Origin of the sequence: Arenibaculum pallidiluteum (genome assembly GCF_017355985.1) — a bacterium.
In the GTDB taxonomy this organism is placed as follows: Bacteria; Pseudomonadota; Alphaproteobacteria; order Azospirillales; family Azospirillaceae; genus Arenibaculum; species Arenibaculum pallidiluteum.
The window spans coordinates 224,729-251,402 of sequence record NZ_JAFIQU010000007.1; the positions used below are offsets into that span (position 1 = coordinate 224,729).

A 26,674-nucleotide genomic window follows, 5' to 3' on the forward strand; every position below is an offset into this window, starting at 1 on the left:
CGCTGTCACCCCGATGTGCCGTTACAGGGCGGAACCGAAGACCGCGTCCGCCGCATCCCCCGGCGCACCCTGGGGCCCGAGCCAGGCGTTCCAGCCCAGCCGGGGCTCCGCCGCGCCGCCGGCTGCCAGTTCGCACTCCGGCACCTCGGCTCGGCGGAGCACGAGCTGCACGTCGAAATCGAGGTCCGGGCCCACCTGGAAGCGGGCCAGCGCGGCCAGCCGCGCCATGCCCGGACCGCCGGGCAGGAAGTCCCGGAAGGCCGCGTAGTCCAGCGGCCCCAGGACGATGCGGAAGCTGCCCTGCACGGACTGCGAGCGCTCGCCCAGGAGGAGGTCGTCGTCGAAGGTGCAGAACGCGGTGCCCAGGCGCGACTGCTCATCCGGCGGAACGGCCAGCCAGGCGGTGCGGAACGGCTCGATGCGCACCGGCACGCCGAGGTCGTCGGAAAGGATCGCCTGCAGCGCCGCCGCCGAGGGGCGCCGCTGGGACAGGTGGCCGGCATAGTGGACCAGCGTCGCGGCATCGAGGGCGGGGGCCTGGCCTACGGCCGCGGGCAGGTTTGGGGGCAGCGGCGCTGGCAGGGCAGGGGGCAAGGTGGGGGGCAGGCCGGCGCCATGGATGCCGACCAGCGCCTGCAGCGCCGCGGTGACGGGGTCGGGCGCGCCGGCGGCGCTCCGCTCGAAGGAGAGGTCCAGGCGGTACTTGGCCGCCGCCTGGGCGAAGAGCGTCAGCAGGCGGTGGTTGAAGATGTCCAGGAAGTCGCGAAAGGCGGGGTTCTGCTCGCGCCGCGCGGCGTGGAGAAGCTCGGTGTAGTGTTGCGGCAGCACGCCCAGCGGTCCCGTCAGGCCGAACAGCGAGGTGACCAGCGCCGCCGGCGGTCCCGCTCCCCGGCCAGCACCGTCGTGCTCCAGCGCCACCACCTCCGTGGCGGGATAGGCCAGCGTGTCGGCGGCGCGCAGGCGCACGGGGGGATCCACGGCGCCGGCCTCATTCGAAGCCCCGCCCGCGGCCGCATGCCTGCGGCGTGCCCGCGCCTCCAGGAGGCGGAGCGCCTGGGCGAAGTCGAAGCGCCAGGGCTCCTCGTCCAGGAGCGCGCCTACAGGAGGATCCGTTCGCCCGCGCGTGCCGGCCATCGCTTCATGATCTCCGTGCGGCCCCTTGCGCGCACCGCAAGCCGCGTGAAGGCGTTGATCCCGGCGTGGAGCGCCAGGAAGCGCTCCAGCACGCCGGCGAAGAGCAGCATGGAGGTGCCGGCGAACCGCTGCGGGTCCAGTTCCAGCGTCACGTCCAGCCCGCGGCACAGCGCGCCGGTGCCCGGCTGGGGCGCGCGGGCGGTGCCGGGCCGGACCTGGACGCCGGTCAGCCCGTCGATCAGCATGCGCGTCTCGGGCGCGTCGCGCAGGTCGTAGAGCCGGAGCAGCCGGCGCAGCGGCTCGGGCCCGTCCTGTCCGTCCAGCAGCGACAGGTGGTTCAGGCTCAGATGGGAGATCAGGCGCCAGCGGTCCTGCCCGAAGGTCGCGGGCCGCAGCGTGCGGCTCGGCGGCGTCAGGCAGGACACTGTGGCGACCGCGGCCGCGCCGAGCACCGGGCTCAGCCGCGGATGCCCGCCGCCGAAGGGCAGGCGCGCCGGCAGGTCGCGGTTCAGGCAGGTGACCTCCACCGACAGCACATGCCCCGCGGGAGCGTCGGGATCGAAGCCGGGATCCACGACGGACAGGAACACCTCCGTCCCGGGATTGGTGGGCGGGCCCGGGCGGCGCACGGCGTGCCAGTAGCGCGGCTGCTCCCCGGCGCTGCCGCGGCGCCCGTAGAAGGGCGCGTACTCCGCCTGCCGCCCGTCCGGGGATGAGGCCGCGACGCGGTCGATGGCGTGGATCTCAAGGCCACGCGGGCGCCGGGCATCGGGCACCACGCGGTATTCGCGCTGCCGGTGGTCGAGCGCGATGGGTTCCGCGCGCAGCCGGAACAGGTTGACCGCCGGCGTGCAGCCGAGCGCGAAGCTCTCCGTGCCGACCTCGCGCTCGAGCTGCTGGGACGTGCGGTCGAGATAGAGGAACAGCTCCAGCCGCCCCGCTCGGCCCGCGCAGGCGCGCTCCAGGCCCGCCAGGTCGAAGAACAGGAACTTCTCGGGCCAGGCGAAATACTCCGTCAGCAGCCGGTAGCCCGGCGCCACGCGCGGGTCCGCGGGGAGCACCGCCTCGCCTGGCTCGAAGCCGACCGGCCGCACGGCCTCCGGCCCGAGGATCACCGGATCGCGGTCGGTTGCCGAGGCGGCGGCCGCGACGGACACGACATGCCCCGCCAGCAGGTCGTAGAGCCCATGGGCCTGCTGCGGGGCGCCGCGCAGGAAAAGACGCAGGGTCCCGGGTGCCAGCGCCGCGAAGCCGCCCGGCGCAGCGGTCTCGAACACCAGGCGCAGGACGGCCGCCACACCCTGCGCCGACGGGTTGGCGGGTGCCGCGACCGGCCGCGCTCTGAGGGTGGCGGAGGCCAGCGCGACCGGCAGGAGCATCACGGGATAGCAGGTGCGGAAGCGGCAGCGCCCCTCGTCCAGGGCCTCGCTGTCGAGCTCCGTTCCGGCCGGCAGCTCGACGGGCCCCGGCAGCCCGGGCCTGGGCGAGAACTGGACAACGGTCACCGAGGGAAGCGGCGCGAGGTAATGGGGGTACAGGATGCCCAGCAGCGCCTCGGTCAGCTCGGGGAAGTCGTCGTCGAGCTTCAGCCGCACGCGTGCCGTGAGATAGGCGAAGGCCTCCATCAGGCGGGCCACGTGCGGGTCCTCGACGGCGTCGCCGGTCAGGCGGAGCCGCCCCGCCTGGGCCGGGTGCGCCTTCGCGAACTCCGCCGCCGCGCGGCGCAGATGCACGAGCTCCTGGTCGTAGAAGGCGACGAGCCGGTCAGTCATCGCGGCTCCGGACGGCCAGGCTCTGCGTGGCGGGATCCAGCGCCGAATCCAGGACGAGCGGCTCGGGCGCGGGCTCGGCGTGCATCAGGGCCGAGATCCTGAAGCGCAGCGTCGGGTCCAGCGGGTCGGCGCTTTCGGTGCGCCGCACCTCCACCTGCAGGAGCCGCGGCTCCAGGCGCCGGATCGTGCGCTCCAGCATCCGGCAATAGGCCTCCTGGGCCTCGCGGGCGGCAAGGCCCGTCCCCGTGAATTCGGGCACCCCGTAGGCCAGCAGCGAGGAGTCCAGCTCGGCGGCGTCGGCGGGCCAGTCCAGGCACCGCCGGCGTGTGTTCAGCAGCGCCTCCAGGTCGCGCCGGACCGCCGCCCGGAGCCTGGCGAGGCTCTCCTTCCGGCTGCGCTCGCGCTCCGGGACGGGATCCAGGAGCCGGTCCAGCACCGTCCCCTGGAGAGGGCGGAGGCCGTCGCTCACGTCCCGCCCCCAAAGGCGACCTCGGAGAGGGACATGATCGGGCGCACCTCCTCGCCCGCGAGGAAGCAGCGCTGGCCGACGCCGCGCACCAGTCCCGGCGCCAGCTCGCGCCAGTCGGAACGGTGGCCGATCGCCAGCGCCTCGTCGTCGGGGCGCTCGCCGGCATAGAGAACCGGCAGGAACACCTCGCCCTCCTCTCCATCGACGAGGCTGACCTGGGCGCGCCTCCAGCAGAGGTCGCGGAGCGACCGGGGTGGGCGGAACGCGATGCGCCGGATCGCCTCCACGGGAATCCAGACGAATTCGCCGGCGCCCGTGATCGCCTCGAGGGTGCCGCCGCAGAGATCGTCGAGGTCCCGGAAATCGTCGAAGGCCGCGCCGTCGGCGCTGCCCCTTGCTGCGGGCCGCGCCGCCTCGGCCGCGGATGCCGCGGCCGCCGCCTCCGGCAGCGCGCCGCGGCGCAGCTCCACCCCGGCCTCCAGCAGGTGGCGCATGGACGGGGTCGGCGGGACCGGGAAGCCCGGAAGGCGCCCCTCGCCATGGTGCTGGCGCCGCGCCGTCTCGCCCCGGAGGGCCTGGCGGAACGGGGCGAGGCCGAGCGCCTGCGACGGGTCCTGATGCCCGATTAGGTCGAGCAGCGCATCGGCGCGCTCAAGGGCGCCGGTGAAGCACAGCAGCTCGGCCAGCAGCAGGCGGGCCGCCACGTCGCCGGGATGCCGCCTGACGAGGGTGGTCTGCACCTCGACGGCGTCGTGCAGGCGCCCGGCCCGGAACAGGGCGGACGCGTCGGTGTCGGGGTGTGGGGCTCCGGTCATCGCGATGCCCTCGATGCGATCCTGGTTGTGAGCCTGAAGGACGAGACGGCGTGCTCGAACTGGAAGTGCGGCTGCAGGTGGATCGCGCAGTCGAAGACGCCGGGCCGTCCGGGCGGCTCGGTGACCTCGACGGCCGCAGCCCGCAGGGGATAGCGGGCCTTCGTCTCGACCGAGGCCTCGTCGTTCCCGACGACGTAGCCGCGCAGCCAGTCCTCGAGCCAGGCCCGGCACTCCTCGGCGGTCGAGAACGAGCCGACGCGGTCCCGGGCGAGCACCTTGACGTAATGGGCGAAGCGGCTGACGCAGAGGATCGCCGACAGCATGGCCGAGAGCCGGGCATTGGTGCTGGCCGCGGGGCTGACGTAGCTGCGCGGGCGCTGCACGGACTGGACCGTGTTGAAGACGCAGTAGGGAGTCTCGCGTGCCCGCACCAGCGGGATCAGGCCCAGCTCGCAGAGGGCGTGCTCCTGCCGTTCGGTCAGGGCCACCTCGACCGGGACGCGGGGCGCGACACCGGGCCGGTCGGTCGGGAAGTCCGCGCGGGGAAGATGGGTGACCACGCCCCCCGAGGCGGCATCGGCCCGCGCGCCGCGGATGTCGGCGAGCCAGCCATGGTTCGCGAAGGCGCGCAGGACGACGGCGGCGAGGGCGTAGCCGGGGTTTCCCCAGACGCCCCCGCGCCCCTCGGGTCCGCCCTCCTCGTCGCGGAAGCGGAAGCCATCTCGGCGGCTCCCGTCGTCGGCGTAGGGTGGGCGGACGAGGACCCGGGGCAGCGCGAGCCCGAGAAAGCGCGAGTCTTCCTGCTCCTGCAGGGCGCGCCAGCGCCGGTGGCGCTCGCCCTGGAAGGCCGTCGAGAAGTCGAGGGTCGGCGTGACCGCCGAGAAGCGCTCGAGCTCCAGAAGCTCCGGCGCGCATCCCATGACCACCGGGGCGAAGGCTGCGGCCGCCACCGCAGCGAGGCCGGCCAGGGCGGCCACGTCCGTCCGGTCGTCGGCGCCGCGCAGGTGGCGGATCTCGTAGTCGCCGACCAGCATGCCGAAGGGTTCGCCGCCCGGCATGCCGAACTCGTCCGAATAGACCCGGGCGAACAGGGCGCTCTGGTCGAAGTCGGACGCGCGCTCGAAATCGCGGCAGATCTCCCCCCAGGTCGCATGGAGCACGCGGACCCTGACGTTGGAGATGCCGTCGGCCGCCTCGACCAGCAGGCGCAGGCTGCGCCAGCTCGCCTCCATCCGCCGGAACCGCGGATGGCGCAGGATCGCGTCGACCTGGTCCGACACCGCCCGGTCGATGGCCGCGATCAGCCGGTCGATCTCGGCCTCCAGGGCCGCGCGCCGACGCGGATCCGGCGCGCCGGCGCCGGGATCCGCGTTCGAGGACGGTCCGGCACCGCCGCCCGGGAGCGCCGCCGCCTGCGACAGCCCGTCCATCGGCGGCTCAGCCGCGCTCGGGCACCCGGGCCACGAGCCGGAGGGACGCGTTGAGCTCCTCCATCTGGAGCCAGGGGCGCAGCCACGCGACGGCGTTGTAGGAGCCGGGCTTTCCGGGGATCTCCCGGACCTCGACCCGGGCGTCGCGGAGCGGATACTTCATCTTGGACTCGGCGCTGGCCCCCTCGGCGCTGTTCACGTAGTTCATGATCCAGCGGTTCAGCCAGTCCTCGCACTCCGAGGCTTCCATGAAGGACCCGATCTTGTCCCGCGCCATCACCTTCAGGTAATGCGCGAAGCGCGAGGTTGCCATCACGTAGGGCAGGCGGGCCGAGATCTCGGCGTTGGCGGTCGCCTCGGGGCGGTCATACTGCTTCGGCTTCTGAACGCTCTGCGCCCCGAAGAACACGGCGTAGTCGTTGTTCTTGTAGTGGCACAGCGGCAGGAAGCCGAGCTTGGACAGCTCGGCCTCGCGGCGGTCGGTGATCGCGATCTCGGTCGGGCACTTCTGGTCCATGTCCCCGTCGTCGCTGACGAAGATATGCCCGGGCAGGCCCTCGACCTTACCGCCATTGTCCCTGCCCCGGATCGCGGTGCAGAAGCCACTTTTGGCGAAGGCGGCGGTGAGCCGCGACCCCATGACGTAGGCCGCGTTCATCCAGCAGTAGTCCGCGTGCTCCATGGGCAGGGGACGTCCGTCGGCATCGGACGGCGCCTCCTCGTAGGCGAACTCCTCGACCGGCTTGGTGGCGGCGCCATAGGGAAGGCGGGCCAGGACGCGCGGCATCGTCAGGACCACGAAGCGGGAGTCCTCGCTCTCGCGGAAGCTCCGCCACTTCGCGTATTCGACGGTGTCGAAGATCTTGGCGAGGTCGCGCGGCTTGGCGAGTTCGCGATAGTCGTCGAGCCCCAGCATGCCCGGCGCTGCCGCGGTGATGAAGGGCGCGAAGGCCGAGGCCGCGACGCTCGACATGTTGGAGAGGAGCTGGATGTCCTCGGGGTGGTTGGTGAACTCGTAGTCCCCGATCAGCGCCCCGTAGGGCTCGCCTCCGGAGAGGCCGAACTCGTTCTCGTAGATCTTCTTGTAGACTTGGCTCTGGTCGAACTCGACGGCGCGGTCGAGGTCCTTGAAGAGATCGCGCTTGGAAACGTTCAGGACCTTGATCCTGAGCGTCGTCCCGGTCTCGCTGTTCATCACCAGATGATGGAGGCCGCGCCAGCTGCCCTCCAGCTTCGTGAAGGAGGGGTGGTGCATGATGGCGGCGAGCTGCCGCGAGACCTTGGCGTCGATGGCCGCGATGGCCTTGTTCAGCGTCGCGGTGAGATTGCGGTCGTAGACGACGGTGCCGCTCAGCGCCTCCTCCGTCAGGGTCCGGAGAAGCTCCTCCGCCCGGTTCCGCTCGGTCTGCTTCGTCGCGCTGATCGCCTGCTCCAGCAGGCTCGGGCCTTCGAGCGTCCCGGTGCGCGCCGCATCGGGGGCGCCGCCCGTCGTCGGCTGGGTCGCGGTCATGGCCGGTCGCCTTCTGGCTGGGGCTGCTCGGAAGGCTGGGCGCCGAGCTCCGAGGCCAGGCGCTTCAGCTCGTCTCCGTCGCGCAGGATCTGCTCCAGCAGCCCTTCGAGGTTCTCGGACCGGTCCGCCTTGGACAGCAGGTCGCGCAGCTTGTCCCGGGTTTCCAGGAGCGATTTCAGCGCCGGGACCTGGTCGGCGACCCTGGCCGGCTCGAAATCCTGCATCGACCGGAAGGCGAGCTGGACCGGCAGCTCGGTGCCGTCGTCCCGGAGCGCGTTCTCGACCCGCATGGCGAGGCCCGGCGCCATGCGCCCCATCACCTCGTCGAAGTTGTCGCGGTCGATCAGCGTGAACTTCCTCTCGCTCAGGGGCTTGAGCGGCTGGGTGGGATCGCCGGAGAAATCGCCGAGGACGCCGACGACGAAGGGCAGCTCGCGTTCGATCTCGGCGCCTTCCGTCTCGACTTGGTAGGTGATGTGAACCCGCGGTTTGCGGACGCGCGCGAGCTTGTCGTGGACGCTCTCCATGAAGTCCTCCCTCCGGCATCCGATTTGTCGAAATACCGCCCGCCTCGATGAGATCATGTATTGGGGAAAACTAGGTTTTTCGCCAATACCGTCCCAGTTTTCTTTGTTTGCTTCCTGAGATCCTAAGCCGCGCCATCACCCGACGGAAAGTTCCGCGAGGTGTTAACCTAATATTTCGGGTGGAAAGGTTCGGCCGGCGTAATTCTGTGCGGCAATGGCAAGTACTGGATGGATTATGAATACTGGCGCGACAGGATGCCGGAGCCGAGGCAATGCCCGCGCCAGCCGAGGATCTCAGGAAAGCCGCGCATGCCGGCGCCGTCCAGGCGGCTGCGCTATGCGATCTCGGCAGCGAGGCGCGCGCACTTCTTGAAACCCATGCATCCTCGGCAGAGTTCCTCCACGCCCTTAAGGCGCGGGGCCTGGTCCGGGACGCCGTGCAGTTCCTCGCCCAGGTCCTGCCCATGCGCGAAGGCGTCTGGTGGGCCTGCGTGTGCGCCCGCGCCGCCCTGCCCGAGGACGCGCCGGCCCAGGACCGCGCGGCCCTGGAGGCGGCCCAGGCCTGGGTCTACCAACCCGTCGAGTCCAACCGCCGCGCCGGCCTCGAGCGCGCCCAGGCGACGGATTTCCGCTCGCCCGCGAGCTGGGCGGCCATGGCGGCGTTCTGGTCCGGCGGCAGCATGGCCCCGCCGGGACTTCCCGCGGTCGAGCCCAGGGCCGGCCTGGCCGGGATGGCGATCGCGTCGGCGGTCATCCTCGCGGCCGTCGCGCGGGCGCCGGAGCGGGCCGAAGAGCGGCTCGCCCTCTTCCTCGAGAGCGGGCTCGACATCGCCCGCGGCGGCAACGGAAAGCTGCGGGCCGCCGAACCGATACGGGAACCGGCGCGATGACGGCTCTGACGCTCCGGATCATCGGGCACCCGCCCTCGGGCGCCGACCTGCCGGCGGTCCTGCGGCACGACACGGGCGCGCTCAGCATCGGCCGCTCGGCCGCCTGCACCTGGGTGCTTCCGGACCCCGACCGCCATCTCTCCAAATGCCACTGCGTCATCGAGCGGTCCGGCGGCGGCTGGGTGGTCACCGACACCAGCACCAACGGGCTCTACATCAACCAGTCGAGCCGGCCGCTCGGGGCGAACAGGACCCAGTTGCTGACGGACGGCGACGTCCTGGGCCTCGGCCGCTACGAGATCCGCGTCTCCGTCGAAGCGGGCGGCGCGCTCGCCGGCGAGGCGGGCGGGATCGGGGACGGTCTGCCGGGCTTCCTCGACGACCCCTTCGCACCCGGGCCGCGGGCCGTGCTCGAGCACGGCCCCGGGCCGCCGGCGGCCGATGCCGAGGATCGCTGGACGATGCCGGACCATGCGCCCCCGGAGACGGAGAGCTTCCGGCCGCCGGGCCTCGCCGGCGCCGGACCCGAGAACTGGCGGGAGGACTGGCCAGAGGATTGGCTGGAGCCCGCTGGGACGCCGGTGCCGCCCGTGCCTCCCGCTCCCGCCCAGGCTGTCGCCCGCGCCCAGGCCCGGGGTCGCGGCGCCACGGCGCCAGGGCGGATGGAGCCGGCCAGGGCGGACGTAATGGGTGCGGATGCCGCGGGGACCGATGCCGTCTGGGACGCCTTCGTCGCCGGGGCCGGCCTCTCGGGGCTGGAAGACCTGCCGCCGGAGCGCCGGGCGGCGAGCATGCGGATGGTCGGCGCCGCCTACCGGGCCGCCGTGCTGGGGCTGACCCAGGTGCTGCGCAGCCGGGCCGCGACGAAGGCGGCCTTCCGGCTGGACCAGACCCATGTCCAGGCCCTGGACAACAACCCGCTGAAGTTCACCCCCGACCCGGACGAGGCCGTGCGCGCCATGACGCTGCCGGCCCGGGCCGGCTTCCTGCCGGCCGACCGGGCGGTCCGGGAGGGCTTCGAGGACGTGAAGGCGCACGAGATGGCGGTCCTCGCCGCCATGCGCGAGGCGGTCGGCGCCCTGCTGCAGGAGTTCGATCCCGAACGGCTGGCCCGCCGGCTCGAGGGTGGCGGGCCCCTGGCGAGCCTGCTGCCCGCCGCGCGCAAGGCGCGCACCTGGGAGCTCTACGAGGAGCATTACCAGCAGATCGCCGCCGAGCTGGAAGAGGACCTGATGGGGCGCTTCGGACGCGCCTTCGGCACCGCCTACGAGGCGCAGACCCGACGGTCCCGCAAGCGCTGAGGCGCGGGATCCGCCGCGCATCCGGACCCCGCACGGGGTCGCCCGGCAGGCCGCCCGAGCGCCGGACGCAATCGGCCCGGAAGCGGTCCGGGCGGAGCGTACAGGGAGGAGCCAGGGCAGATGGCATGGGACAACAAGGTCGTCTGGTCGGAGGGCATGTTCCTCCGCGCCCAGCATCTCCAGCAGCAGGACCGCTACGTGGAGCGGCTCGTCAGGGCCAGGACGGAAGGCCTGCGTCCCCATGGCTGGGGCCTGTCCGAGCTGCAACTCGGCCGTGACCTGCTCGGCACCGGCAAGTTCGCGCTCGCCTCCGCCAGCGGCGTGTTCCAGGACGGCACGCCCTTCTCCCTTCCGGGCGAAGCCGACCATCCCCCGCCCCTGGATCCGCCGGAGGGGACGCGCGACACGCTGGTCTACCTCGCCGTCCCGCTGCAGCAGCCCGGGCGCGCAGGCTTCACGCTGCACGGGACCGGCGATGCGACGACGCGCTACGCGGCCGCCGCCTACGAGGCTCCGGACGCGGTCGCCGGGTCCGACACCGTGAACACGGTGCAGGTCGGGCGCCTGAGATTGCGGCTGATGCTGGAGGGCGAGGACAGGGCGGGCTATTCCTGCCTGGGGCTGGCGCGCATCGCCGAGGTGAAGCCCGGCCCCCAGATCGTGCTGGACCCGGACTTCATCCCGCCCAGCCTCGGCTGCGCGGCCTCGGCCCGGCTGCGCGGCTTCATCGACGAGATCCTGGGGCTCGTGAGCCAGCGGGCCGGCGCCCTGGCTCCACGCCTGGCAGGCGCGGGGACCGGCGGCGCGGCCGAGATCGCCGACTTCCTCCTGCTGCAGCTCTGCAACCGCTACCAGCCGCTGCTCGCCCACCACGCCGAGCGGGCGCTGCTGCATCCCGAGGAGCTGTTCGGCCTCTTCCTGCAGATCGCGGGCGAGCTCGCGACCTTCACCGCCCAGGACCGCCGCCCAGGCCGTTTCGAGCCCTACCGACACCACGACCTGGAGCTCACCTTCGCGCCCGTGATGCGGGCCCTGCGGATGGCCCTGAGCGCGGTCCTCGAGAAGAACGCCATCGCGATCCCGCTCCAGGAGCGGCGCTACGGCGTGCGGGTCGGCGTGATCCCCGACCGCACGCTGGTGGACACGGCGTCCTTCGTCCTCACCGTGCGCGCCGACCTGCCGGCGGAGCAGCTTCGCCGCAGCTTCCCCGCCCAGGTGAAGATCGGCCCCGTCGAGCTGATCCGGGACCTCGTCATGAGCGCCCTGCCCGGCATCACGCTCGATCCCCTGCCCGTCGCCCCGCGGCAGATCCCCTTCACGGCCGGCACCGTCTATTTCCGCCTGGACCGGGGCGGGTCCCACTGGAAGCAGCTCGCGCAGTCGGGCGGCATTGCGATCCATGTCGGCGGCGATTTCCCGCAGGCCGTGCTCGAGCTGTGGGCCATCAGGAGCTAGCGCGCCATGAACGAGGACGACCCCTTCGGGATCGGTGACGCCGACAGGACCGTGATCAAGCCCGTGACGCCCCGCCCCGTCGCCGCCCAGGGCGCGGGCATGCCCGAAACGCCGGTCCCCGGCGCGTCTGGCTCCCACGCGGCCGCGCCGCGGTGGACCGGCCTGCGCGACGCGCTTCGCGCCTCGGCCGGGCGGCGTCCGGCGCCGCAGGGGCCCGGCGTGTCGGTCCCGCGGGTCGGCGTCAATCCGGTGGCTGCCGCCGCGGCGCCGCTCCTGACCCTCGCGGCCCGGCTGCGGACGGCAAGCCCGAGCGTTCCCGTCGAGGCGCTGCGCGAGCAGGTGATCGAGTTTCTCCGGGATTTCGAGGACAGGGCGTCGAACCTGGGGCTGTCGCGCGATGCGGTGCGGGCGGCCCATTACGCGCTGTGTGCGACCGTCGACGACATCGTCCTCAACACCCCCTGGGGGAATGGCAGCGCCTGGGCGGCCGGGACCATGACCAGCCGCTTCCACAACGAGGTCACCGGCGGCGAGCGATTCTTCGAGCTGCTCGACCGGCTGCTGCGCAACCCGGCACCAAACCGCGAGGTGCTGGAGCTGATGTATCTGTGCCTCGCCCTGGGCTTCGAGGGCCGCTACCGGCCGATGCGGCGCGGCCCCGCCGAGCTCGCGCGCCTGCGCGAGCAGGTGCATCAGGCGATCGCCGGGCTCAGGGGCCCGCCGGAACCGGAGATCTCCGTGTCCTGGCGCGGCGTGCCGGCGCCGTTCCGCACCGGCAGGGCCGGCGTGCCCGCCTGGGTCGCGGGGGCTCTGGCGGCGTTCCTGCTGCTGGCCGTCTTCATGGCTTTCTCCTACCGGCTCAACGTCCGCTCGGACGGGACGCTCGCCCTGATGGCCGCGCTGCCCCCCCTCTCCGCCCCGGGGATCGAGCGGGACCCGCCGCTTCCGGCGGCCTTGCCCGCCGCCACCGTTCCGGCGCCGCCGCGGCCCGAGGCCCTGCGCGAGCAGCGCCTGCGCCGTTTCCTCGAAGCCGAGATCGCCGAAGGGCTGGTCGACGTGCTGGAGACGCCCGAGGGCACGACGGTGCGCCTGCGCGCCCGCGGCATGTTCGGGTCCGGCAGCGCCAGCCTGGACCCGCGCTACCGCCCCGTGCTGGACCGGGTCGGCAGGGCGCTGGAGGACGAGCCCGGGCAGGTGCGGGTCATCGGCTATACGGACGCGACCCCGATCCGGACCGTGCGCTTCCCGTCCAACTGGCACCTTTCCAAGGCGCGCGCCGAGACCGTGCGCGACCAGCTCGCGCGGATCCTGTCGGATGGCGGCCGGCTTTCGGCCGAGGGACGCGGCGAGATGGATCCCGTCGCCTCCAACGGCGATCCCCTGGGGCGCGAGCTGAACAGGCGCACCGAGATCGTCCTGCGCGCGGGCCCGGGCCCGGGCCCGGTAGCCGGGAGGGCGCCGTGATGCGCCGGCTTCAGGTCCCGGGCGTGCGGTGGGCAGCCTCCCTGCTGGGCTGCGTCCTCCTGGCGGTGGTGCTCTGGCTCGTGGGGCCGCTGGTGGCGGTGGCCGATGTCAGGCCGCTCGAGAGCGTCGTTGCCCGCAGCGCCGCGGCGGCCGCGATCCTGGGCGCCTGGGTGGCGGCGCTGGTGCTGTCCCGGCTGCGCCGCCGCCGGAACGCGCGCGCGCTTGCGGCCGGGATGACGGCCGCCGACGAAGCGCCCAGGCTCGCGGATGGTGCGGGGGACGCTGCCGCCAGCGCGGCCGAGATCGCGGTCCTGCGCCGCGACATGGACGCCGCCCTGCAGAAGCTCGCGCGCCGCAGGCGCGGCGCGCCCTACGACCTGCCCTGGTACGTGCTGATCGGGCCGCCGGGGTCGGGCAAGACCACGGCGCTGCTCAATGCGGGCCTGCGCTTCCCCCTGGCCGAGAAGACGGGCAGGGCCTCGCTGCGCGGCGTCGGCGGCACCCGCAACTGCGACTGGTGGTTCACGGACGAGGCCGTGCTCCTGGACACCGCCGGCCGGTACACGACCCAGGACAGCAACGCGGCGGTGGATGCCGGCGCCTGGCTGGGCTTCCTCGACATGCTCAAGCGCGTGCGGCCGCGCCAGCCGCTGAACGGGGCGATCGTCGCGATCAGCCTCGCCGAGCTCGCCGGGCAGGACGCGGCCACCATCGACGCCCATGCGGCGGCGATCCGCGCGCGCCTCGCCCAGCTCAACGAGCGTCTGGGCCTCCGCCTTCCGATCTACGTGGTCTTCACCAAGGCCGACCTGGTGGCGGGCTTCTCCGAGTTCTTCGCCGATCTCGGCAAGGAGCAGCGAGAGCAGGTCTGGGGCGTCACGCTGCCCCTGTCCGGATCCGGTGAGCCCGGCGAGTCCCACGAGCCCGGCGAGCCCGGCGAGCCCGTCGAGGACCGGCTGCGCCGGGAGTTCGACGCGCTGCTGGCGCGCCTGCACGAGAGGCTGCTCGGCCGGCTGGAGGCCGAGACCTCGGCCGACCGGAGGGCGCGCATCTTCGGCTTCCCGGCCCAGGTCGCATCGCTGCGCGACACCATGGCCGATTTCGTCGGCACGGTCTTCCAGCCCTCCAGCTTCGAGCAGCCGCTGCTCCTGCGCGGCGTCTATCTCACCAGCGCGACGCAGCAGGGATCGCCCATCGACCGCCTCGTCATGGGGCTGGGTCAGCTCTTCGGCGTCCCGAAGGTCCCGGTCCAGGAGGAGCCCGGCGGCGGCCGCAGCTATTTCCTCGCGCGGCTGCTGAGAGAGGTCGTCTTCGCGGAGGCGGGGCTGGTCGGCCGCGATCCCCGCCTGGAGCGCAGGACCGCCTGGACGCGCCGCGCCGCCTGGGCCGCCGCGGCGCTCGTCGTGGTGTTCGGGACCGGCGCCTGGTGGCTCGGCTATACCGGCAACGCCGCCCTGATCGAGCGGGCCGAGGCGGCAGCCGACGACTACAGGGCGCTCGCCGCCGCGACGCCGGCGAGCCCGCGCACGAACGGGGATCTCGGCCCCGCCCTTCTCCTGCTGGACCGGCTGCGGGCGCTGCCCACCGGGGTGGGAGAGCGGGACGCGCCGGTGCCGGTCGGCATGGGCCTCGGCCTCTACCAGGGCGACAAGCTCGCCCCCGCGGCGGAATCGGCGTACCGGCGCGGGCTGTCCCACCTGCTGCTGCCGCAGCTCGTGCTCCGGCTCGAAGCCCAGCTCCGCGCGGTCGCGACCCGGCCTGACCTGCTGTACGAGGGGTTCAAGGTCTACCTGATGCTGACCGGCGCCGGGCCGCTGGACCAGGCGGCTGTGCGCCGCTGGATGCAGGCCGACTGGGCCTCGGCGCTTCCCGGGGCCGAGGGCGAGGGGATCCGCCGCAGCCTGGAGGCGCATCTGGACTCGCTGCTGGAGCGGCCCCTTGCGCCCGTCCCCGCGGACGAGGGGCTGGTGCGGCAGGCGCGCGCCACGCTGTCCCGGCACAGCCCGGCCGAGCGGGCCTATGTCCTGCTGCTCGAAGCGGCGGGGGAGGCCGCGCCGCCGGAATGGCGCATCCAGGACCATGCGGGCCCGGCGGCGGGCCAGGTCTTCGCGCGCCGCTCGGGCCAGCCGCTCGGCGCCGGGCTGCCGGGGCTCTTCACGCATGCCGGGTTCCACGGGGCGATCCTGCCGGCGCTCCCCGGGATCGCGCGGGCCGCCGCGGCCGAGAGCTGGGTCACCGGCGCCGCCGCGGGCGATCCCGCGCGCCTGCAGCAGGAAATCCTGGCGCTCTACTACAACGACTTCTCGCGCCGGTGGGACGGGCTGCTCGGCGACCTGACGCTGGTCCGGTTCCGGACGGTCGAGGAGGCGGCCGCCGTGCTGAACGCGGCGTCGGGCCCGCTCTCGCCGCTCCGCCTGCTCGTGCAGGCCGCGGCCCGGGAGACCGACCTCGCCCGCCCGCCGACACCGGCCGCGGAGACGGTGGCCCCCGCCGCGGCATCCGCCGCATCCGCCACATCCGGAGCGCCGGCCCTCGCGGCGGCCGCCCGGCGGATCGAACAGGTGGCCGGGCTGCTGGCCGGCCGGACGGGTCCTCCGCCCGGCCAGCCTGTCAGCGACCGCTACGCCGAGTTCCGCGCCTTCGCGCTCGGCCGCGCCGGCGGGCCGGCGGGCATCGACCAAACGGTGGCAAGCCTCGATGCCCTGTACCAGCAGGTCGGCCGGGCCGCGGGGCTTCCCGGCCAGGGCGGCCCGGACGATGCCGGCGCCGCGCGGCTGGCCCAGCAGCTCGCGGCGACGGCCGCGCGCCTGCCGGACCCCGTGAAGGGCTGGATCGGCGGGCTGGGCGACCAGGCCTCGGCGGCGGCGCTGGACGGGCTGCGCACGCGCGTGAACGCGGAATGGCGGAGCGCCGTGCTGCCGTCCTGCGAGCGTGCGCTGCCGGGGCGGTTTCCCGTGCAGGGGACCGCCCGCGCCGACATGGCCGTGGACGACTTCTCGCGCCTCTTCGCGCCGGGCGGGCTGCTCGACAGCTTCTTCGTCGAGCGTCTGAAGGCCTATGTCGACACCAGCCAGGAGGCCTGGCGCTGGCAGCGCGCCGGCGGGCTCGACATCGGCATCCCCGATGCGGCGCTCGCGCCTTTCCAGAACGCCGCGACGATCCGCGAGGCCTTCTTCCCGACGGGCCAGCGCAGGCCCGACATCCGCTTCAGCGTCGCCGCGGTCCAGCTGGATCCGCGGATCGAAAGGGCGGAGCTCGAGATCGACGGCCAGCTCGCCAGCTTCGGCCCCGGGGCGAACCGGCCGGCGATCCTGCAATGGCCGTCGCCGGCGGCGACCAACCGCTCCAGCCTCATGGTCCAGCCCGCCGGCGGCCAGCCGGTCGTCCTGCAGGCCGAGGGCGCCTGGTCCCCGTTCAAGCTGCTGCGCGCGGCGCGGATCGAGCGCCGGCCGGATGGCGAGCGGGTGCTCGCCACCTTCCGGCCCGGCGGGCTTGAGGCGAAGTTCGAGCTGCGCGCCTCCGGCATCGTGAACCCCTTCGCCCTGACCGAGCTCGAGGCCTTCCGGTGCCCACCGTCCCTGTGACCTTTCCGCCGGGGCTGCGGCCGCCGGACGGCGCGGGCTTCCACGGCAAGATGCCGCTGCTCGGCGACTTCGTCGCGCGCGGGCTCCCGCCGGACCTGGTGGAGGCCTGGGATGGCTGGATCGGGCCGCTCCTCGTCGAGGCGAGCGGCCTCGTCGGCCCGGGCTGGCCCGATGCCTTCGCCGACGCGCCGGTCTGGCGCTTCGCCCTGGGCCCCGGGCTGCTCACCGACGGCGCCATCGGCGGGCTGCTGATCCCCAGCGTGGACCGGGTCGGCCGCCAGTTCCCCCTGGCCGTGATCTGCCCGGCGGAGCCGGGCCCGGACCCAGAAGCAGGCTCAGGCCCGGACCCGTCCCCCGACGGGCCGGAGGGATGGTTCGGCCGGGCGGAGGCCGCGGTGCTGGCGGCGCTCGACGCCGGCGCCGGCCCCGACGAGGTCCTCGTGGCGCTCGCGGCCCTGTCCCGCCCAGCCCCGCCGCCCCTGCCGGTCGCGGCGGAGGGCTGGCAGGCGCCGCCGCCGGGCTTCGCGCCGGAACGGGGGCTGATCCCGGCCGCGGGCTGGTCGGCCTGGTGGAGGGTGGGGTGCGAGCGGATCCTGTGCCGGCGCGGCATGCCCGTGGGGCCCGAGCTCGCCGATCTCGTGCGCGGGCGGCCGCGCGAGGGCGGCATGCGCTGGTCCTCGGCCGCCGCCAGCCATGCGGGAACGGTGCGCGGCGTCAACGAGGACGCCTTCCTCGAGCGGCCGGATCTCGGCCTCTGGGCCGTGGCCGACGGGCTGGGCGGCCTCGATGCCGGGGACGTCGCGAGCCGGCTGACCATGGAGCGGCTGGGCGCGCTGGAGCCGCAGCGGAGCGCGCAGGCCTTCCTGGCCGAGGTCACCCGCCTGCTGCGCGATGCCGACGCGTGCCTGCGCGGGGCGGCCGGCGAGGGCCGAACCATGGCCACGACGGCCGTGGTGCTGCTGGCCTTCGGCCGGCACTTCGCCTGCCTCTGGGCCGGAGACAGCCGCCTCTACCGGCTTCGCGGCGGGCGGCTGGAGCAGCTCAGCCGCGACCACAGCGAGGTCCAGGACATGGTCGATGAAGGGATCCTCGCCGCGGCCGAGGCGGCCTCGCACCCGCGGTCCAACGTGGTGACGCGGGCCCTGGGCGCGGGCGAGGACCTGATGCTGGACGTGATCCAGGGGGCGGTCGCGCCCGGCGATCGCTTCCTGCTGTGCAGCGACGGGCTGACGAAGGCCTTGGCGCCCGAGGCGATCCTGGCCCTGGCGGCGGAGCTTCCCGTCGCCGAGGTGCCCGGCCGGCTCGTCGCGGCGGCGCTGGAGGCCGGCGCCCCCGACAACGTGACCGTCATCCTGGCCGAGGCCGGGCCTGAGCTCGCGCCAGGGCCTGAGCGCGAGTCCGAGCCCGCATGAGGAGACCATAGGAGGCTGCCATGACCCGCCCTGCCGCGCGCATCACGGACATGCATGTCTGCCCCATGGCGACGCCCGCGCCGGTTCCGGTCCCGCATGTCGGCGGGCCCGTCACGGGGCCCTGCGCGCCGACCGTCCTGATCGGGGCGCTGCCCGCCGCCCGCATCGGCGACGCCTGCATCTGCGTCGGTCCGCCGGACATGATCGTTCAGGGCAGCACGACGGTGATCGTCGCGGGAATGCCCCAGGCCCGCATCGGCGACCTGACCCTCCATGGCGGGACGATCGTCATGGGGCACCCAACGGTGCTTGTCGGCGGATGAGCTGACTTCTCGGGGATGGCCGCTGGCATCGCAGGACGCCGGCGGGCAGAAGATCCGGGAGGCCGCTCGGCGGCACGGAGCTTTGATGCCCAAGCGGGCGAGGGGACCGCACGGCCGGCGGAAATGGTCTCAAGGAAGCGACGGGCGCATCGGGGACCATCCCTGACGTGCCGATCATTTACCTGCGGAGGTGGGGTATCCGATCCGGCAGGCCAATGCGATGCACCGTGCTTCCGCGAAGCATGGGCTCGCACATGAGGTTATCGCTCAGTACCTGAAAACTGGCGGACCCGAATGGATTCGAACCATCGACCTCTGCCTTCGGAGGGCAGCGCTCTATCCAGCTGAGCTACGGGTCCTCGCCGGAGGAGGCGGACCATAGCGCATGGATCCGGGCGAGGCAAATGGTCCGTTCGGGGAAGGTGCGGTGGCATGGGCGTTCCGGTGCGCAACCAAGTGCGCGGCCGGATTCGGTGCAGGGCCGCTGGTGCCCGTGGTGTGGAAATCACATGATGATCTGCCTGATGGGATCGGAAATGCATGGCTGATCCGCCACGACATCGGGGTTTTCGCTGAATTCACATCTTGGAATGGCGGAACGAGTGGTGATATTTCCGCGACCATGTGAATTCGGGGGCAGGACATGACCGACATCGCACTCTCGCAGCCCGGGGCCGGGCTGGCGCGCGGGCGGAACCTCGGCGCGGCGGGGATCGCCGCGTTGCTGCTGGCGCTCGGCGCGCTGTGGCTGGCCGACACGGTGACCGGCCGGCAGGCCGCGCTGTTCCTGGTCGGCGGCGCGCTGGGGCTGGTGCTCTACCACGCGTCCTTCGGCTTCACCTCGGCCTTCCGGGTGCTGATCGCCGACCGGCGCGGCGCGGGGCTGCGGGCCCAGATGGTGATGCTGGCCGTCGCCTCGGTCCTGTTCTTCCCGGTACTGGCCGCCGGCACCCTGTTCGGCGTGCCGGTCAAGGGGCTGGTCTCGCCGGCCGGCGTGTCTGTGGTGGCCGGCGCCTTCCTGTTCGGCATCGGCATGCAGCTCGGCGGCGGCTGCGCCTCGGGCACCCTGTTCACCGTGGGCGGCGGCAACACGCGCATGCTGGTGACGCTCGCCGCCTTCATCGTGGGCTCGGTGCTCGGCGCCTTCCACCTGCCGTGGTGGCAGGCGCTGCCCTCGCTGGGCCCCGTGTCGCTGATCGACGGGCTCGGCTGGCCGGCGGCGCTCGCCCTGAACCTCGCCGTCTTCGCCGCCGTCGCCGGGCTCAGCGTCCTGATCGAGAAGCGCTACCACGGCCGCCTGGTGACCGATGGAGCCGCGGGTGGGGCCGCAGGTGGAGCCGGGGCGCGGTCCGGCGGGCTGGCCAGCCGGCTGCTGCGCGGGCCCTGGCCGCTGGTCTGGGGCGCCGTCGCGCTGGCGCTGCTGAACTTCGCGACGCTGGCCCTGGCCGGCCGGCCCTGGGGCATCACCTCGGCCTTCGCGCTCTGGGGCAGCAAGGCCCTGATGGCGACGGGGGTGGACGTCGCGTCCTGGCCGTTCTGGCAGGCGCCCGCCAATGCCAAGGCGCTGCAGGCCGGCGTGCTCGAGGACGTGACCTCGGTCATGGATTTCGGGATTATCCTCGGCGCCCTGCTGGCCGCCGGCCTGGCCGGCCGGTTCGCCCCGGGCTGGCGGCTGCCCCTGCGGTCCCTTGCCGCGGCCATTGTCGGCGGTCTGCTGCTGGGCTATGGCTCGCGCCTCGCCTTCGGCTGCAACATCGGGGCCTATTTCAGCGGCATCGCCTCGGGCAGCCTGCACGGCTGGGTCTGGATCGTCGCGGCCCTGGCCGGCAACTGGATCGGCACCGGCCTGCGCCCGGCCTTCGGTCTGGCAGTCGAGCGCACGCCGCGCCTGACGGGCTGCTGATTCAGCCGGACCCAACGGCGCGCGCCGTTGGGTCCGGCGGGCTGTTGACAGGGACTGCGGGGCGTCCCGCCGATCCATGGCGATCGGCGCCGCGTCGGGCGGGAGCTGGTCCACCCGGCGCGCCATCGGCGAAGAACATGGCAGACCCGTCAAAAATGACCTATTGTGCACCGCACCAGGGTTGAATATAAAAGAACCACACCGCGCCGATTTGAGCACCAGCTTGCGGGCGCGTAACAAATGCGGCTAAAGCGGAAGGGTCCACAACCCGCCCGGCCGCCCCGCCGTGGCGGGTTCTTTGTTTTCGAAGGCACAGGGACATGATCCGGTTCGAGGGCGTCGAGAAGCAGTATCCCGGGCGGGGCGGGGCCCCGGTCAGGGCGCTCGACGGCATCACCGCGGAGGTCCGCCGCGGCGAGATCTTCGGCGTCATCGGGCGCAGCGGCGCCGGCAAGAGCACGCTGCTGCGCACCATCAACATGCTGGAGCGGCCGACCGGCGGCCGGGTGCTGCTGGACGGCACCGACATGGGCGCGCTGGATGCCGCCGCCCTGCGCGAGGCGCGCCGCAAGGTCGGCATGATCTTCCAGCACTTCAACCTGCTGTCCTCGCGCACGGTCTACGGCAACGTGGCCTTCCCGCTGGAGCTCGCGGGCTGGGACAAGGCACGCATCCGCGCCGCGGTCGATCCGCTGCTCGACCTGGTTGGGCTTTCCGACAAGCGGGACCGCTACCCGGCCGAGCTCTCGGGCGGTCAGAAGCAGCGCGTCGGCATCGCACGGGCGCTCGCCGCCGAGCCCAAGGTGCTGCTGTGCGACGAGGCGACCTCGGCGCTCGATCCCGAGACCACGGGCTCGATCCTGCGCCTTCTCGCCGACATCAACGAGCGGCTGGGACTGACAATCGTCCTGATCACCCACGAGATGGCCGTGATCAAGGAGATCTGCCACCGCGTCGCGGTGCTGGAGGGCGGCCGGATGGTCGAGGAGGGCGACGTCTTCGACGTCTTCGTCCATCCCCGCCACGAGACGACGCGCCGCTTCGTCGCCGGGGTCACCGGCGGCGACCTGCCCGAGACGGTCTCCGCGCGCATCGCCCCAGGCTGGGAGGGGCAGGGCTCGCCCGTGCTGCGCATCACCTTCCGCGGCGCCAATGCCAACACGCCGGTGATCAGCCATCTCTCGCGGAGCTACGGGCTGGATCTGAACATCCTGCACGGGCGCATCGACCAGATCCGCGGCGCGCCCTACGGCACGCTGGTGGTCGAGGCCGGCGGCCCCGCCGAGGCGGTCCGCTCCGCGCTCTCCTTCCTGTCCTCAAACGAACTCGGTGTCGAGGTCCTGGGCCATGTCCCCGCAACTCTTGTCGCTGCTGGCTGACGCCACCCTCCAGACGCTCTGGATGGTGGGCGCGGCCGGCCTGCTCGGCACGCTGGGCGGCCTTCCGCTGGGCGTCCTCCTGGCCGTCACGGGGCGCGGCGACCTGCTGCCGCACCCGATCTTTAACCGGGTGGCGGGCGTGGTGGTCAACGCCGCGCGCTCCACGCCCTTCATCATCCTGGTGGTGGCGATCATCCCCTTCACGCGGCTGGTCACCGGCACCTCGATCGGCACCACGGCGGCCATCGTGCCGCTGACCGTCGCCGCCGTGCCCTTCATCGCGCGCATCGTCGAAGGCGCCGTGCGCGAGGTCGACCGCGGCCTGATCGAGGCGGCCGAGGCCATGGGCGCGACGCCCTGGCAGATCGTCGCCAAGGTCCTCCTGCCCGAGGCGCTGTCCGGCATCCTGCTGGGCCTGACGCTCGCCGCGGTCAGCCTGATCGGCTACTCGGCCATGGTCGGGGCGGTCGGCGGCGGCGGGCTCGGCGATCTCGGCATCCGCTACGGTTACCAGCGCTTTCTGCCCGAGGTGATGGCGGCGGTCGTGCTGGTGCTGATCGTCCTCGTCCAGCTGATCCAGACCGGGGGCGAGGCGCTCGCCCGCCGGGTGAACAAGCGCAACCTCAAGACCTGAAGAGCAAGAAGGAAAGTTCCATGTCGCTCCAGCGCAAGCTTCCCGCCCTCGCCGCCGCCACCCTTGCCGCCACCCTGGCCCTGGCGGGGCCGCTCCACGCCGCCGAGCGCGTGAAGATCGGCGTCACCCCCGGCCCGCACGCCCAGATCATGGAGCAGGTGAAGCCGATCGCCGCCCGGAACGGCGTCGAGCTCGAGATCGTCGAGTTCAGCGACTACGTGGTGCCGAACGCGGCGCTGGCCTCGGGCGACATCCAGGCGAACTCGTTCCAGCACGAGCCGTACCTGGACAACCAGAAGGCCGATCGCGGATACGACATCGTCTCGGTCGCCAAGACCGTGATCTTCCCCATGGGCGTCTACTCGAAGAAGGTGAAGAGCCTCGGCGAGCTGCCCGAGGGCGCCCGCGTCGCGGTCCCCAACGACCCCACCAACGGCGGGCGCGCGCTGCTGCTGCTCCAGGCCCAGGGGCTGCTGGAGCTGCGCAAGGACGCCGGGCTGAAGGCGACCCCCATCGACATCGCGAAGAACCCGAAGAAGCTGCGCATCGTCGAGCTGGACGCGGCCCAGCTCCCGCGCTCGCTGGACGACGTCGACGCGGCGGTGGTCAACACCAACTACGCGATGGAATCGGGCCTCGACCCCAACAAGGACGCCATCGCCCGCGAGAGCGCCGAGAGCCCCTATGCCAACCTGATCGCCGTGCGCGGCGCCGATGCCGGCAAGCCCTGGGTCAAGGCGCTGGTCGAGAGCTACCACAGCGCCCCGGTGAAGCAGTTCGTCGCCGAGAAGTTCAAGGGCGCCGTCGTCACCGCCTGGTGAGGCACTCGGCGGGCCGCCTGAGCGGCGTCCGCCGAACAGAGGCGCGGGGCGCAGGCCGTCCCGCGCCCCTTTCCGTATCTGCTCCTGGCCCTGTCTGCTCCTGGCCCTGTCTGCTCCTGGCCCTGTCTGCTCCTGGCCCTGTCTGCTCCTGGCCCTGTCCGCTCCCGGCCCTTGCCGGCGCCGGGGCACGGTGTCTACCGTTCGCTGCCGCGATGACTGGAGGATTCGATGAAGGCGCGCGTGAAGTGGGTCGAGGGTATGGCGTTCGTCGGCGAAAGCGGCAGCGGCCATGCCGTGGTGATGGACGGGTCGCCGGAGTTCGGCGGCCGGAACCTGGGCGTGCGGCCCATGGAGATGCTGCTGCTCGGCATGGGCGGCTGCACCGCCTTCGACGTGGTCCTGATCCTGAGGAAGGGGCGCGAGCCCGTGACCGATTGCGTGGTCGAGCTCGACGCAGAGCGGGCCGAGACCGATCCCAAGGTCTTCACCCGCATCCATGTCCGCTATGTCGTCTCGGGGCTCGGCCTCGACCCCGCGAAGGTCGAGCGCGCCATCAAGCTCTCGGCCGAGAAGTACTGCTCGGCCTCGGTGATGCTCGGCGCCACGGCCGAGATCACCCACGCCTTCGAGATCGTCGACGAGCGCGTCGCCGAGGCCTGAAGGGATCCCGGCCTCCCGCCCCGCCCTGATCGCCCGGGACGTTGCCAAGCGGCCGCAGCCGGGCCACCCTGCCTTGACGGAACCGGGCGCCGCCCCGGTGCGGCGGGGAGGATGCCATGAGATTTCCTGGGTTGCCCGGGCTTGCGGCCGCACTGGCGGTCCTGTCGGCGGCGGGGCTGCTGGGGGCCGGGGCGGCGCGGGCCGCATGCCCCACGGACGAGCAGATCGACGGTCTGGTGCGGGACTGGAAGGCCGGGACGCCGACCCGCGCCCTCGCCGCGGGCGCCGGCCTGCAGGATGCGCTGTGCGCCCAGGACGGGCTCGTCCGGCGCCTGAGGCCCGGGCTCGGCGAGGTCGTGGGCTACAAGGCGGGGCTGACCAACAAGGCCGTGCAGCAGCGCTTCGGCGTGTCCGAGCCCGTGCGCGGCCAGCTTCTGGCGGGCATGCTGCTCAAGGACGGGGCCGAGGTGCCCGCGGGTTTCGGCGCTCGCCCGCTCTACGAGGCCGACCTGCTGGTGATCGTCGCGGACGAGGGCATCAACCAGGCGACTACGGCCGAGGAGGCGATCCGGCACGTCTCGGCCATCCGGCCCTTCATCGAGCTGCCCGATTTGGCGCTGCGCGAGGGCGAGCCCATGGACGGGGCGGTGCTGACCGCCATCAACGTCGGGGCGCGGGCGGGGGTGATGGGCCCCGAGATGCCGCTCGCGCCTACGCCCGAGGCGGTGCGGGACCTCGCCGCCATGACCGTGGTGGTGACCGACGGAACGGGCGCCAGGCTGGCCGAGGGCAAAGGCGAGGCTGTGCTCGGCAACCCGCTGAACGCTGTGCTGTGGGTCGCGCGCAGCCTGGCGGCCGAGGGGCGCCGGCTGAAGGCCGGCGACATGGTCAGCGTCGGGTCCTTCTCGCCCATGATGCCGCCGAAGGCCGGGCAGGCGGTGACCGTCCGCTACGAAGGGCTGCCGGGGACCCCGCAGGTCTCGGTCCGCTTCCGGTAGGCGCCGCGAGGTCAGGGCCACGGCGGCACGTCGCCGTGGCGGGGATGAAGGGAAACGGGCCACGGCGGCACGCCGCCGTGGCGGGGATGAAGGGAAACGGGCCACGGCGGCACGCCGCCGTGGCGGGGATGAAGGGAAGCGGGCCACGGCGGCACGCCGCCGTGGCGGGGATGAAGGGAAGCGGGCCACGGCGGCACGCCGCCGTGGCGGGGCTCAGCCGGCGGCGGGGGCCGGCGCGGCGGGGACCGGCGCAGCCGAAGCCGAAAGGGGCTTGGCGCGGAGCTGCCACAGGCGCCACAGATTCGTGGTCAGCGTCATCGTGTCCGAGGCGAGGCCGAAGGGCGAGCCCACGGTGATGTTGTGCAGCGCCCATCCGAAGGCGCAGAAGATGAAGAAGACGCGCAGCCGCACGACGTCGGTCTGCCAGCGGCCCAGCGTCGCCATGGACAGGCCCAGGGCCGCCCCGGCGGAGGCGAGGCCGTTCCAGGTCAGCGCCGTCAGGGCCGCCATGACCGGGACCGTCAGCCAGAACAGGACCTTCAGCAGCGGGGTGCGCTCGCGCGGGATCGCCGTGGCGTTCTGCATCAGCGTCGTGAGGCACATGGCCGCGCCGCTATGGGCGCCGAGCACGAGGTAGTGCAGGCCGAAAAAGGCGGTGCCGAGCCCCTGGACCATCAGCATCGCGTAGCGATTGCGCAGAAGGCCCCAGGAAGAACCGGCGATCACGCCGGCGGCGCCGAACAACTCCCCAAGCATGGCGGGAACAATCGAAAAAGGTTTCGCAGATGCGAGATAATACAACGCGCCGGCCAGGCCGCGCCGTGCGCTTTTCACGCGCCAGGGATGCGCCAGGCGTGGTCTGTCGGCATCACATGTGTGCAAAAGATCACAGCGCCGGATTTGCGGATCGCGGCGCAGAGGCGCGCCGGTACCGTGGGAACGGCACGTTGCGGTGCGGTGTTGACCTCGGCGAAAGGCAGCGGGAGGCCGGCCATGGCGGACCAGCAACCGGCGCTCGACCGTCTCCTGGAGATGGGTCGGCGCCAGGGATACGTAACCGTCGACCAAATCACCGAGACGCTGCCGGTCGCCAGCATGTCGGAGGCCGACATCGCGCGCGCGATCGAGCGGCTGGAGCAGTCCGGCATTGCGGTCGAGCTGGACGACGAGTGGGTCGAGAGCCGCCGCGCTCCCGATGCGGCAGCTTCCCCGCCCGCCGACGTCCTACCGCCGGACGAGACCGAGATCCCGCCCATGGGCGCGGGCGCGTCGCGCCACGCGTCGGGGGCCGCCCGCCCGATGCCCCGCGCCGCCATGCAGTCGTCCGCGCCACCCGCGGCCGAGCACCGCAGCCGTTCCCTGCTGATGCCGCTGCTGGCGCTCGCCGCGGCGATCCTCGTCCTGGTGGTGCTGGCCCTCGGCTGGCTGGCCTAGGAGATGGGGGCCGGCTGCGGGGAAGCGCCAGCTCCCCCGCAGCGTGACTCAGGCCCAGGATTTCTAAGGCCCAGGATTTCTCAGGCCCTGTGGTGCACGGGCTGGAGCCCGTAGACCGGCGTCGGGATGCCCTCCATGCGCGCCTTGAGCTGCAGCGCCAGGAACTGGGAGTAGTGGCGGGACTGGTGCAGGTTCCCGCCGTGGAACCACAGCGCCTCCTGCTGGGTCGGCTTCCACATGTTGCGCTGCTCGCCCTCCCAGGGGCCGGGGTCCTTGGGCGTGTCGGAGCCCAGGCCCCAGCACTTGCCGACCTTGTCCGCGACCTCCTGGCTCACGAGGTCGGCGACCCAACCGTTCATGGAGCCGTAGCCCGTCGCATAGACGATCACCTCGGCCGGGATCTCCTTTCCGCTGTCCAGCACGACCCCGGTCTCGGTGATCTCCTCGACCTGGCCGGACTCCAGCTTGATCTTGCCGTCGATGATCAGCTGCGAGGCGCCGATGTCGATGTAGTAGCCGGACCCCCGGCGCAGGTACTTCATGAACAGGCCGGATTCGTCGGCGCCGAAGTCGAGCCTGAAGCCCGCCTTCTCGAGGTCGCGGTAGAAGTCGGCGTCGACCTCGCGGATCTTGTCGTAGATCGGCTTCTGGAACCGATGAAGGATCCGGTAGGGCAGGGAGGCGAAGATCAGGTCGGCCTTGGCCGTGGTCATGCCGGACTGCACGGCCTTCTCGGAATAGAGCGGGCCCAGGCCGTAC

The 26,674-nt window shown here is 72.9% G+C and carries 24 protein-coding genes, 1 tRNA gene and 1 riboswitch; of the genes, 15 read left to right on the forward strand and 10 right to left on the reverse strand.

What is annotated here, in order from left to right; all coding sequences use genetic code 11:
- Positions 1-21 precede the first annotated feature (21 nt).
- From tssG to tssB, 7 genes are read right to left on the reverse strand one after another with little or no spacing between them, the layout of a single operon-like run.
- A complete protein-coding gene (tssG, locus tag JUB13_RS16765) occupies positions 22-1,134 on the reverse strand; it encodes a type VI secretion system baseplate subunit TssG (protein WP_207480967.1) in 1,113 nt (370 codons plus the stop codon).
- Positions 1,098-2,906, reverse strand: coding sequence for a type VI secretion system baseplate subunit TssF (tssF, locus tag JUB13_RS16770; protein WP_207480968.1), 1,809 nt, complete (start codon positions 2,904-2,906; stop codon positions 1,098-1,100). The genes tssG and tssF overlap by 37 nt, the downstream gene beginning before the upstream one ends.
- The gene (gene tssE / locus JUB13_RS16775; RefSeq protein WP_207480969.1) at positions 2,899-3,375 is read right to left on the reverse strand and encodes a type VI secretion system baseplate subunit TssE; all 477 of its coding nucleotides are present in this window, start codon (positions 3,373-3,375) and stop codon (positions 2,899-2,901) included. Before tssE ends, tssF begins: the two co-directional genes overlap by 8 nt.
- Positions 3,372-4,190, reverse strand: coding sequence for a type VI secretion system accessory protein TagJ (locus tag JUB13_RS16780; protein WP_207480970.1), 819 nt, complete (start codon positions 4,188-4,190; stop codon positions 3,372-3,374). The genes tssE and JUB13_RS16780 overlap by 4 nt, the downstream gene beginning before the upstream one ends.
- The gene (tssC, locus tag JUB13_RS16785; RefSeq protein ID WP_207480971.1) at positions 4,187-5,620 is read right to left on the reverse strand and encodes a type VI secretion system contractile sheath large subunit; all 1,434 of its coding nucleotides are present in this window, start codon (positions 5,618-5,620) and stop codon (positions 4,187-4,189) included. Before tssC (JUB13_RS16785) ends, JUB13_RS16780 begins: the two co-directional genes overlap by 4 nt.
- Positions 5,621-5,627: 7 nt before the next feature.
- Positions 5,628-7,130: a type VI secretion system contractile sheath large subunit gene (gene tssC / locus JUB13_RS16790; RefSeq protein WP_207480972.1), complete on the reverse strand. Its 1,503-nt coding sequence runs from the start codon at positions 7,128-7,130 to the stop codon at positions 5,628-5,630.
- Positions 7,127-7,657 carry a type VI secretion system contractile sheath small subunit gene (tssB, locus tag JUB13_RS16795; RefSeq protein ID WP_207480974.1) on the reverse strand — a complete coding sequence of 177 codons (531 nt, stop codon included), beginning with the start codon at positions 7,655-7,657 and terminating at the stop codon, positions 7,127-7,129. The genes tssC (JUB13_RS16790) and tssB overlap by 4 nt, the downstream gene beginning before the upstream one ends.
- A 272-nt stretch (positions 7,658-7,929) precedes the next feature.
- Between tssB and JUB13_RS16800 the strand changes: the two genes are divergently transcribed.
- From JUB13_RS16800 to JUB13_RS16830, 7 genes are all read left to right on the forward strand, one after another.
- Positions 7,930-8,547, forward strand: a complete 618-nt coding sequence (locus tag JUB13_RS16800) for a DUF6931 family protein (RefSeq protein WP_207480976.1) — start codon at positions 7,930-7,932, stop codon at positions 8,545-8,547.
- Positions 8,544-9,848 (forward strand): type VI secretion system-associated FHA domain protein TagH, encoded by a 1,305-nt coding sequence (tagH, locus tag JUB13_RS16805; protein WP_207480978.1) that lies wholly within the window; start codon positions 8,544-8,546, stop codon positions 9,846-9,848. Before JUB13_RS16800 ends, tagH begins: the two co-directional genes overlap by 4 nt.
- Before the next feature lie 120 nt (positions 9,849-9,968).
- Positions 9,969-11,303: a type VI secretion system baseplate subunit TssK gene (gene tssK / locus JUB13_RS16810; RefSeq protein WP_207480980.1), complete on the forward strand. Its 1,335-nt coding sequence runs from the start codon at positions 9,969-9,971 to the stop codon at positions 11,301-11,303.
- 6 nt (positions 11,304-11,309) lie between these two features.
- A complete protein-coding gene (gene tssL, locus JUB13_RS16815; RefSeq protein WP_207480983.1) occupies positions 11,310-12,767 on the forward strand; it encodes a type VI secretion system protein TssL, long form in 1,458 nt (485 codons plus the stop codon).
- Entirely contained in the window at positions 12,767-16,351 is a 3,585-nt protein-coding gene (gene tssM / locus JUB13_RS16820) for a type VI secretion system membrane subunit TssM (protein WP_207480985.1), read from the forward strand. Before tssL ends, tssM begins: the two co-directional genes overlap by 1 nt.
- Positions 16,333-17,763, forward strand: a complete 1,431-nt coding sequence (tagF, locus tag JUB13_RS16825; RefSeq protein WP_207480987.1) for a type VI secretion system-associated protein TagF — start codon at positions 16,333-16,335, stop codon at positions 17,761-17,763. The genes tssM and tagF overlap by 19 nt, the downstream gene beginning before the upstream one ends.
- Before the next feature lie 20 nt (positions 17,764-17,783).
- A complete protein-coding gene (locus JUB13_RS16830) occupies positions 17,784-18,086 on the forward strand; it encodes a PAAR domain-containing protein (RefSeq protein ID WP_207480989.1) in 303 nt (100 codons plus the stop codon).
- A gap of 282 nt (positions 18,087-18,368) precedes the next feature.
- On the opposite strand, the gene JUB13_RS16835 is transcribed toward JUB13_RS16830, so the two are convergent.
- Positions 18,369-18,445: transfer RNA gene (locus JUB13_RS16835), tRNA-Arg, on the reverse strand.
- Between the two features lie 26 nt (positions 18,446-18,471).
- Between JUB13_RS16835 and JUB13_RS16840 the strand changes: the two genes are divergently transcribed.
- From JUB13_RS16840 to JUB13_RS16870, 7 genes are all read left to right on the forward strand, one after another.
- A complete protein-coding gene (locus JUB13_RS16840; RefSeq protein WP_207480991.1) occupies positions 18,472-18,714 on the forward strand; it encodes a hypothetical protein in 243 nt (80 codons plus the stop codon).
- A gap of 15 nt (positions 18,715-18,729) precedes the next feature.
- A complete protein-coding gene (locus JUB13_RS16845) occupies positions 18,730-19,989 on the forward strand; it encodes a YeeE/YedE family protein (RefSeq protein ID WP_207480993.1) in 1,260 nt (419 codons plus the stop codon).
- A gap of 193 nt (positions 19,990-20,182) precedes the next feature.
- Positions 20,183-20,260, forward strand: a riboswitch (SAM riboswitch).
- 49 nt (positions 20,261-20,309) lie between these two features.
- Positions 20,310-21,368, forward strand: coding sequence for a methionine ABC transporter ATP-binding protein (locus JUB13_RS16850; protein ID WP_207480995.1), 1,059 nt, complete (start codon positions 20,310-20,312; stop codon positions 21,366-21,368).
- Positions 21,337-22,002, forward strand: a complete 666-nt coding sequence (locus JUB13_RS16855; RefSeq protein WP_207480997.1) for a methionine ABC transporter permease — start codon at positions 21,337-21,339, stop codon at positions 22,000-22,002. Before JUB13_RS16850 ends, JUB13_RS16855 begins: the two co-directional genes overlap by 32 nt.
- A 20-nt stretch (positions 22,003-22,022) precedes the next feature.
- Positions 22,023-22,823 carry a MetQ/NlpA family ABC transporter substrate-binding protein gene (locus JUB13_RS16860; protein ID WP_207480999.1) on the forward strand — a complete coding sequence of 267 codons (801 nt, stop codon included), beginning with the start codon at positions 22,023-22,025 and terminating at the stop codon, positions 22,821-22,823.
- A gap of 228 nt (positions 22,824-23,051) precedes the next feature.
- Positions 23,052-23,483, forward strand: coding sequence for an OsmC family protein (locus JUB13_RS16865; RefSeq protein ID WP_207481001.1), 432 nt, complete (start codon positions 23,052-23,054; stop codon positions 23,481-23,483).
- Between the two features lie 116 nt (positions 23,484-23,599).
- Entirely contained in the window at positions 23,600-24,481 is an 882-nt protein-coding gene (locus JUB13_RS16870) for a 2-keto-4-pentenoate hydratase (RefSeq protein ID WP_207481003.1), read from the forward strand.
- Between the two features lie 213 nt (positions 24,482-24,694).
- On the opposite strand, the gene JUB13_RS16875 is transcribed toward JUB13_RS16870, so the two are convergent.
- A complete protein-coding gene (locus JUB13_RS16875; RefSeq protein ID WP_207481005.1) occupies positions 24,695-25,237 on the reverse strand; it encodes a YgjV family protein in 543 nt (180 codons plus the stop codon).
- A gap of 237 nt (positions 25,238-25,474) precedes the next feature.
- Between JUB13_RS16875 and JUB13_RS16880 the strand changes: the two genes are divergently transcribed.
- Positions 25,475-25,915, forward strand: coding sequence for an RNA polymerase sigma factor region1.1 domain-containing protein (locus tag JUB13_RS16880; protein ID WP_207481007.1), 441 nt, complete (start codon positions 25,475-25,477; stop codon positions 25,913-25,915).
- 80 nt (positions 25,916-25,995) lie between these two features.
- Here the strand turns inward: JUB13_RS16880 and JUB13_RS16885 are convergent.
- A partial coding sequence (locus JUB13_RS16885; protein ID WP_207481009.1) for a flavin-binding monooxygenase-like family protein occupies positions 25,996-26,674 on the reverse strand: 679 nt, incomplete at its 5' end.

Bases quoted from the DNA above. Each gene is read 5' to 3' on its own strand.
- JUB13_RS16875 (WP_207481005.1), bottom strand. From the start codon at position 25,237: ATGCTTGGGGAGTTGTTCGGCGCCGCCGGCGTGATCGCCGGTTCTTCC.
- JUB13_RS16870 (WP_207481003.1), top strand. From the start codon at position 23,600: ATGAGATTTCCTGGGTTGCCCGGGCTTGCGGCCGCACTGGCGGTCCTG.
- tssC (WP_207480972.1), bottom strand. From the start codon at position 7,130: ATGACCGCGACCCAGCCGACGACGGGCGGCGCCCCCGATGCGGCGCGC.
- tssF (WP_207480968.1), bottom strand. From the start codon at position 2,906: ATGACTGACCGGCTCGTCGCCTTCTACGACCAGGAGCTCGTGCATCTG.
- tagH (WP_207480978.1), top strand. From the start codon at position 8,544: ATGACGGCTCTGACGCTCCGGATCATCGGGCACCCGCCCTCGGGCGCC.
- JUB13_RS16880 (WP_207481007.1), top strand. From the start codon at position 25,475: ATGGCGGACCAGCAACCGGCGCTCGACCGTCTCCTGGAGATGGGTCGG.
- JUB13_RS16780 (WP_207480970.1), bottom strand. From the start codon at position 4,190: ATGACCGGAGCCCCACACCCCGACACCGACGCGTCCGCCCTGTTCCGG.
- tssK (WP_207480980.1), top strand. From the start codon at position 9,969: ATGGCATGGGACAACAAGGTCGTCTGGTCGGAGGGCATGTTCCTCCGC.
- tssL (WP_207480983.1), top strand. From the start codon at position 11,310: ATGAACGAGGACGACCCCTTCGGGATCGGTGACGCCGACAGGACCGTG.
- JUB13_RS16865 (WP_207481001.1), top strand. From the start codon at position 23,052: ATGAAGGCGCGCGTGAAGTGGGTCGAGGGTATGGCGTTCGTCGGCGAA.
- tssC (WP_207480971.1), bottom strand. From the start codon at position 5,620: ATGGACGGGCTGTCGCAGGCGGCGGCGCTCCCGGGCGGCGGTGCCGGA.
- tssB (WP_207480974.1), bottom strand. From the start codon at position 7,657: ATGGAGAGCGTCCACGACAAGCTCGCGCGCGTCCGCAAACCGCGGGTT.
- tssG (WP_207480967.1), bottom strand. From the start codon at position 1,134: ATGGCCGGCACGCGCGGGCGAACGGATCCTCCTGTAGGCGCGCTCCTG.
- JUB13_RS16845 (WP_207480993.1), top strand. From the start codon at position 18,730: ATGACCGACATCGCACTCTCGCAGCCCGGGGCCGGGCTGGCGCGCGGG.
- JUB13_RS16800 (WP_207480976.1), top strand. From the start codon at position 7,930: ATGCCCGCGCCAGCCGAGGATCTCAGGAAAGCCGCGCATGCCGGCGCC.
- JUB13_RS16830 (WP_207480989.1), top strand. From the start codon at position 17,784: ATGACCCGCCCTGCCGCGCGCATCACGGACATGCATGTCTGCCCCATG.
- JUB13_RS16860 (WP_207480999.1), top strand. From the start codon at position 22,023: ATGTCGCTCCAGCGCAAGCTTCCCGCCCTCGCCGCCGCCACCCTTGCC.
- tssM (WP_207480985.1), top strand. From the start codon at position 12,767: ATGCGCCGGCTTCAGGTCCCGGGCGTGCGGTGGGCAGCCTCCCTGCTG.
- JUB13_RS16855 (WP_207480997.1), top strand. From the start codon at position 21,337: ATGTCCCCGCAACTCTTGTCGCTGCTGGCTGACGCCACCCTCCAGACG.
- JUB13_RS16850 (WP_207480995.1), top strand. From the start codon at position 20,310: ATGATCCGGTTCGAGGGCGTCGAGAAGCAGTATCCCGGGCGGGGCGGG.
- JUB13_RS16840 (WP_207480991.1), top strand. From the start codon at position 18,472: ATGGATCCGGGCGAGGCAAATGGTCCGTTCGGGGAAGGTGCGGTGGCA.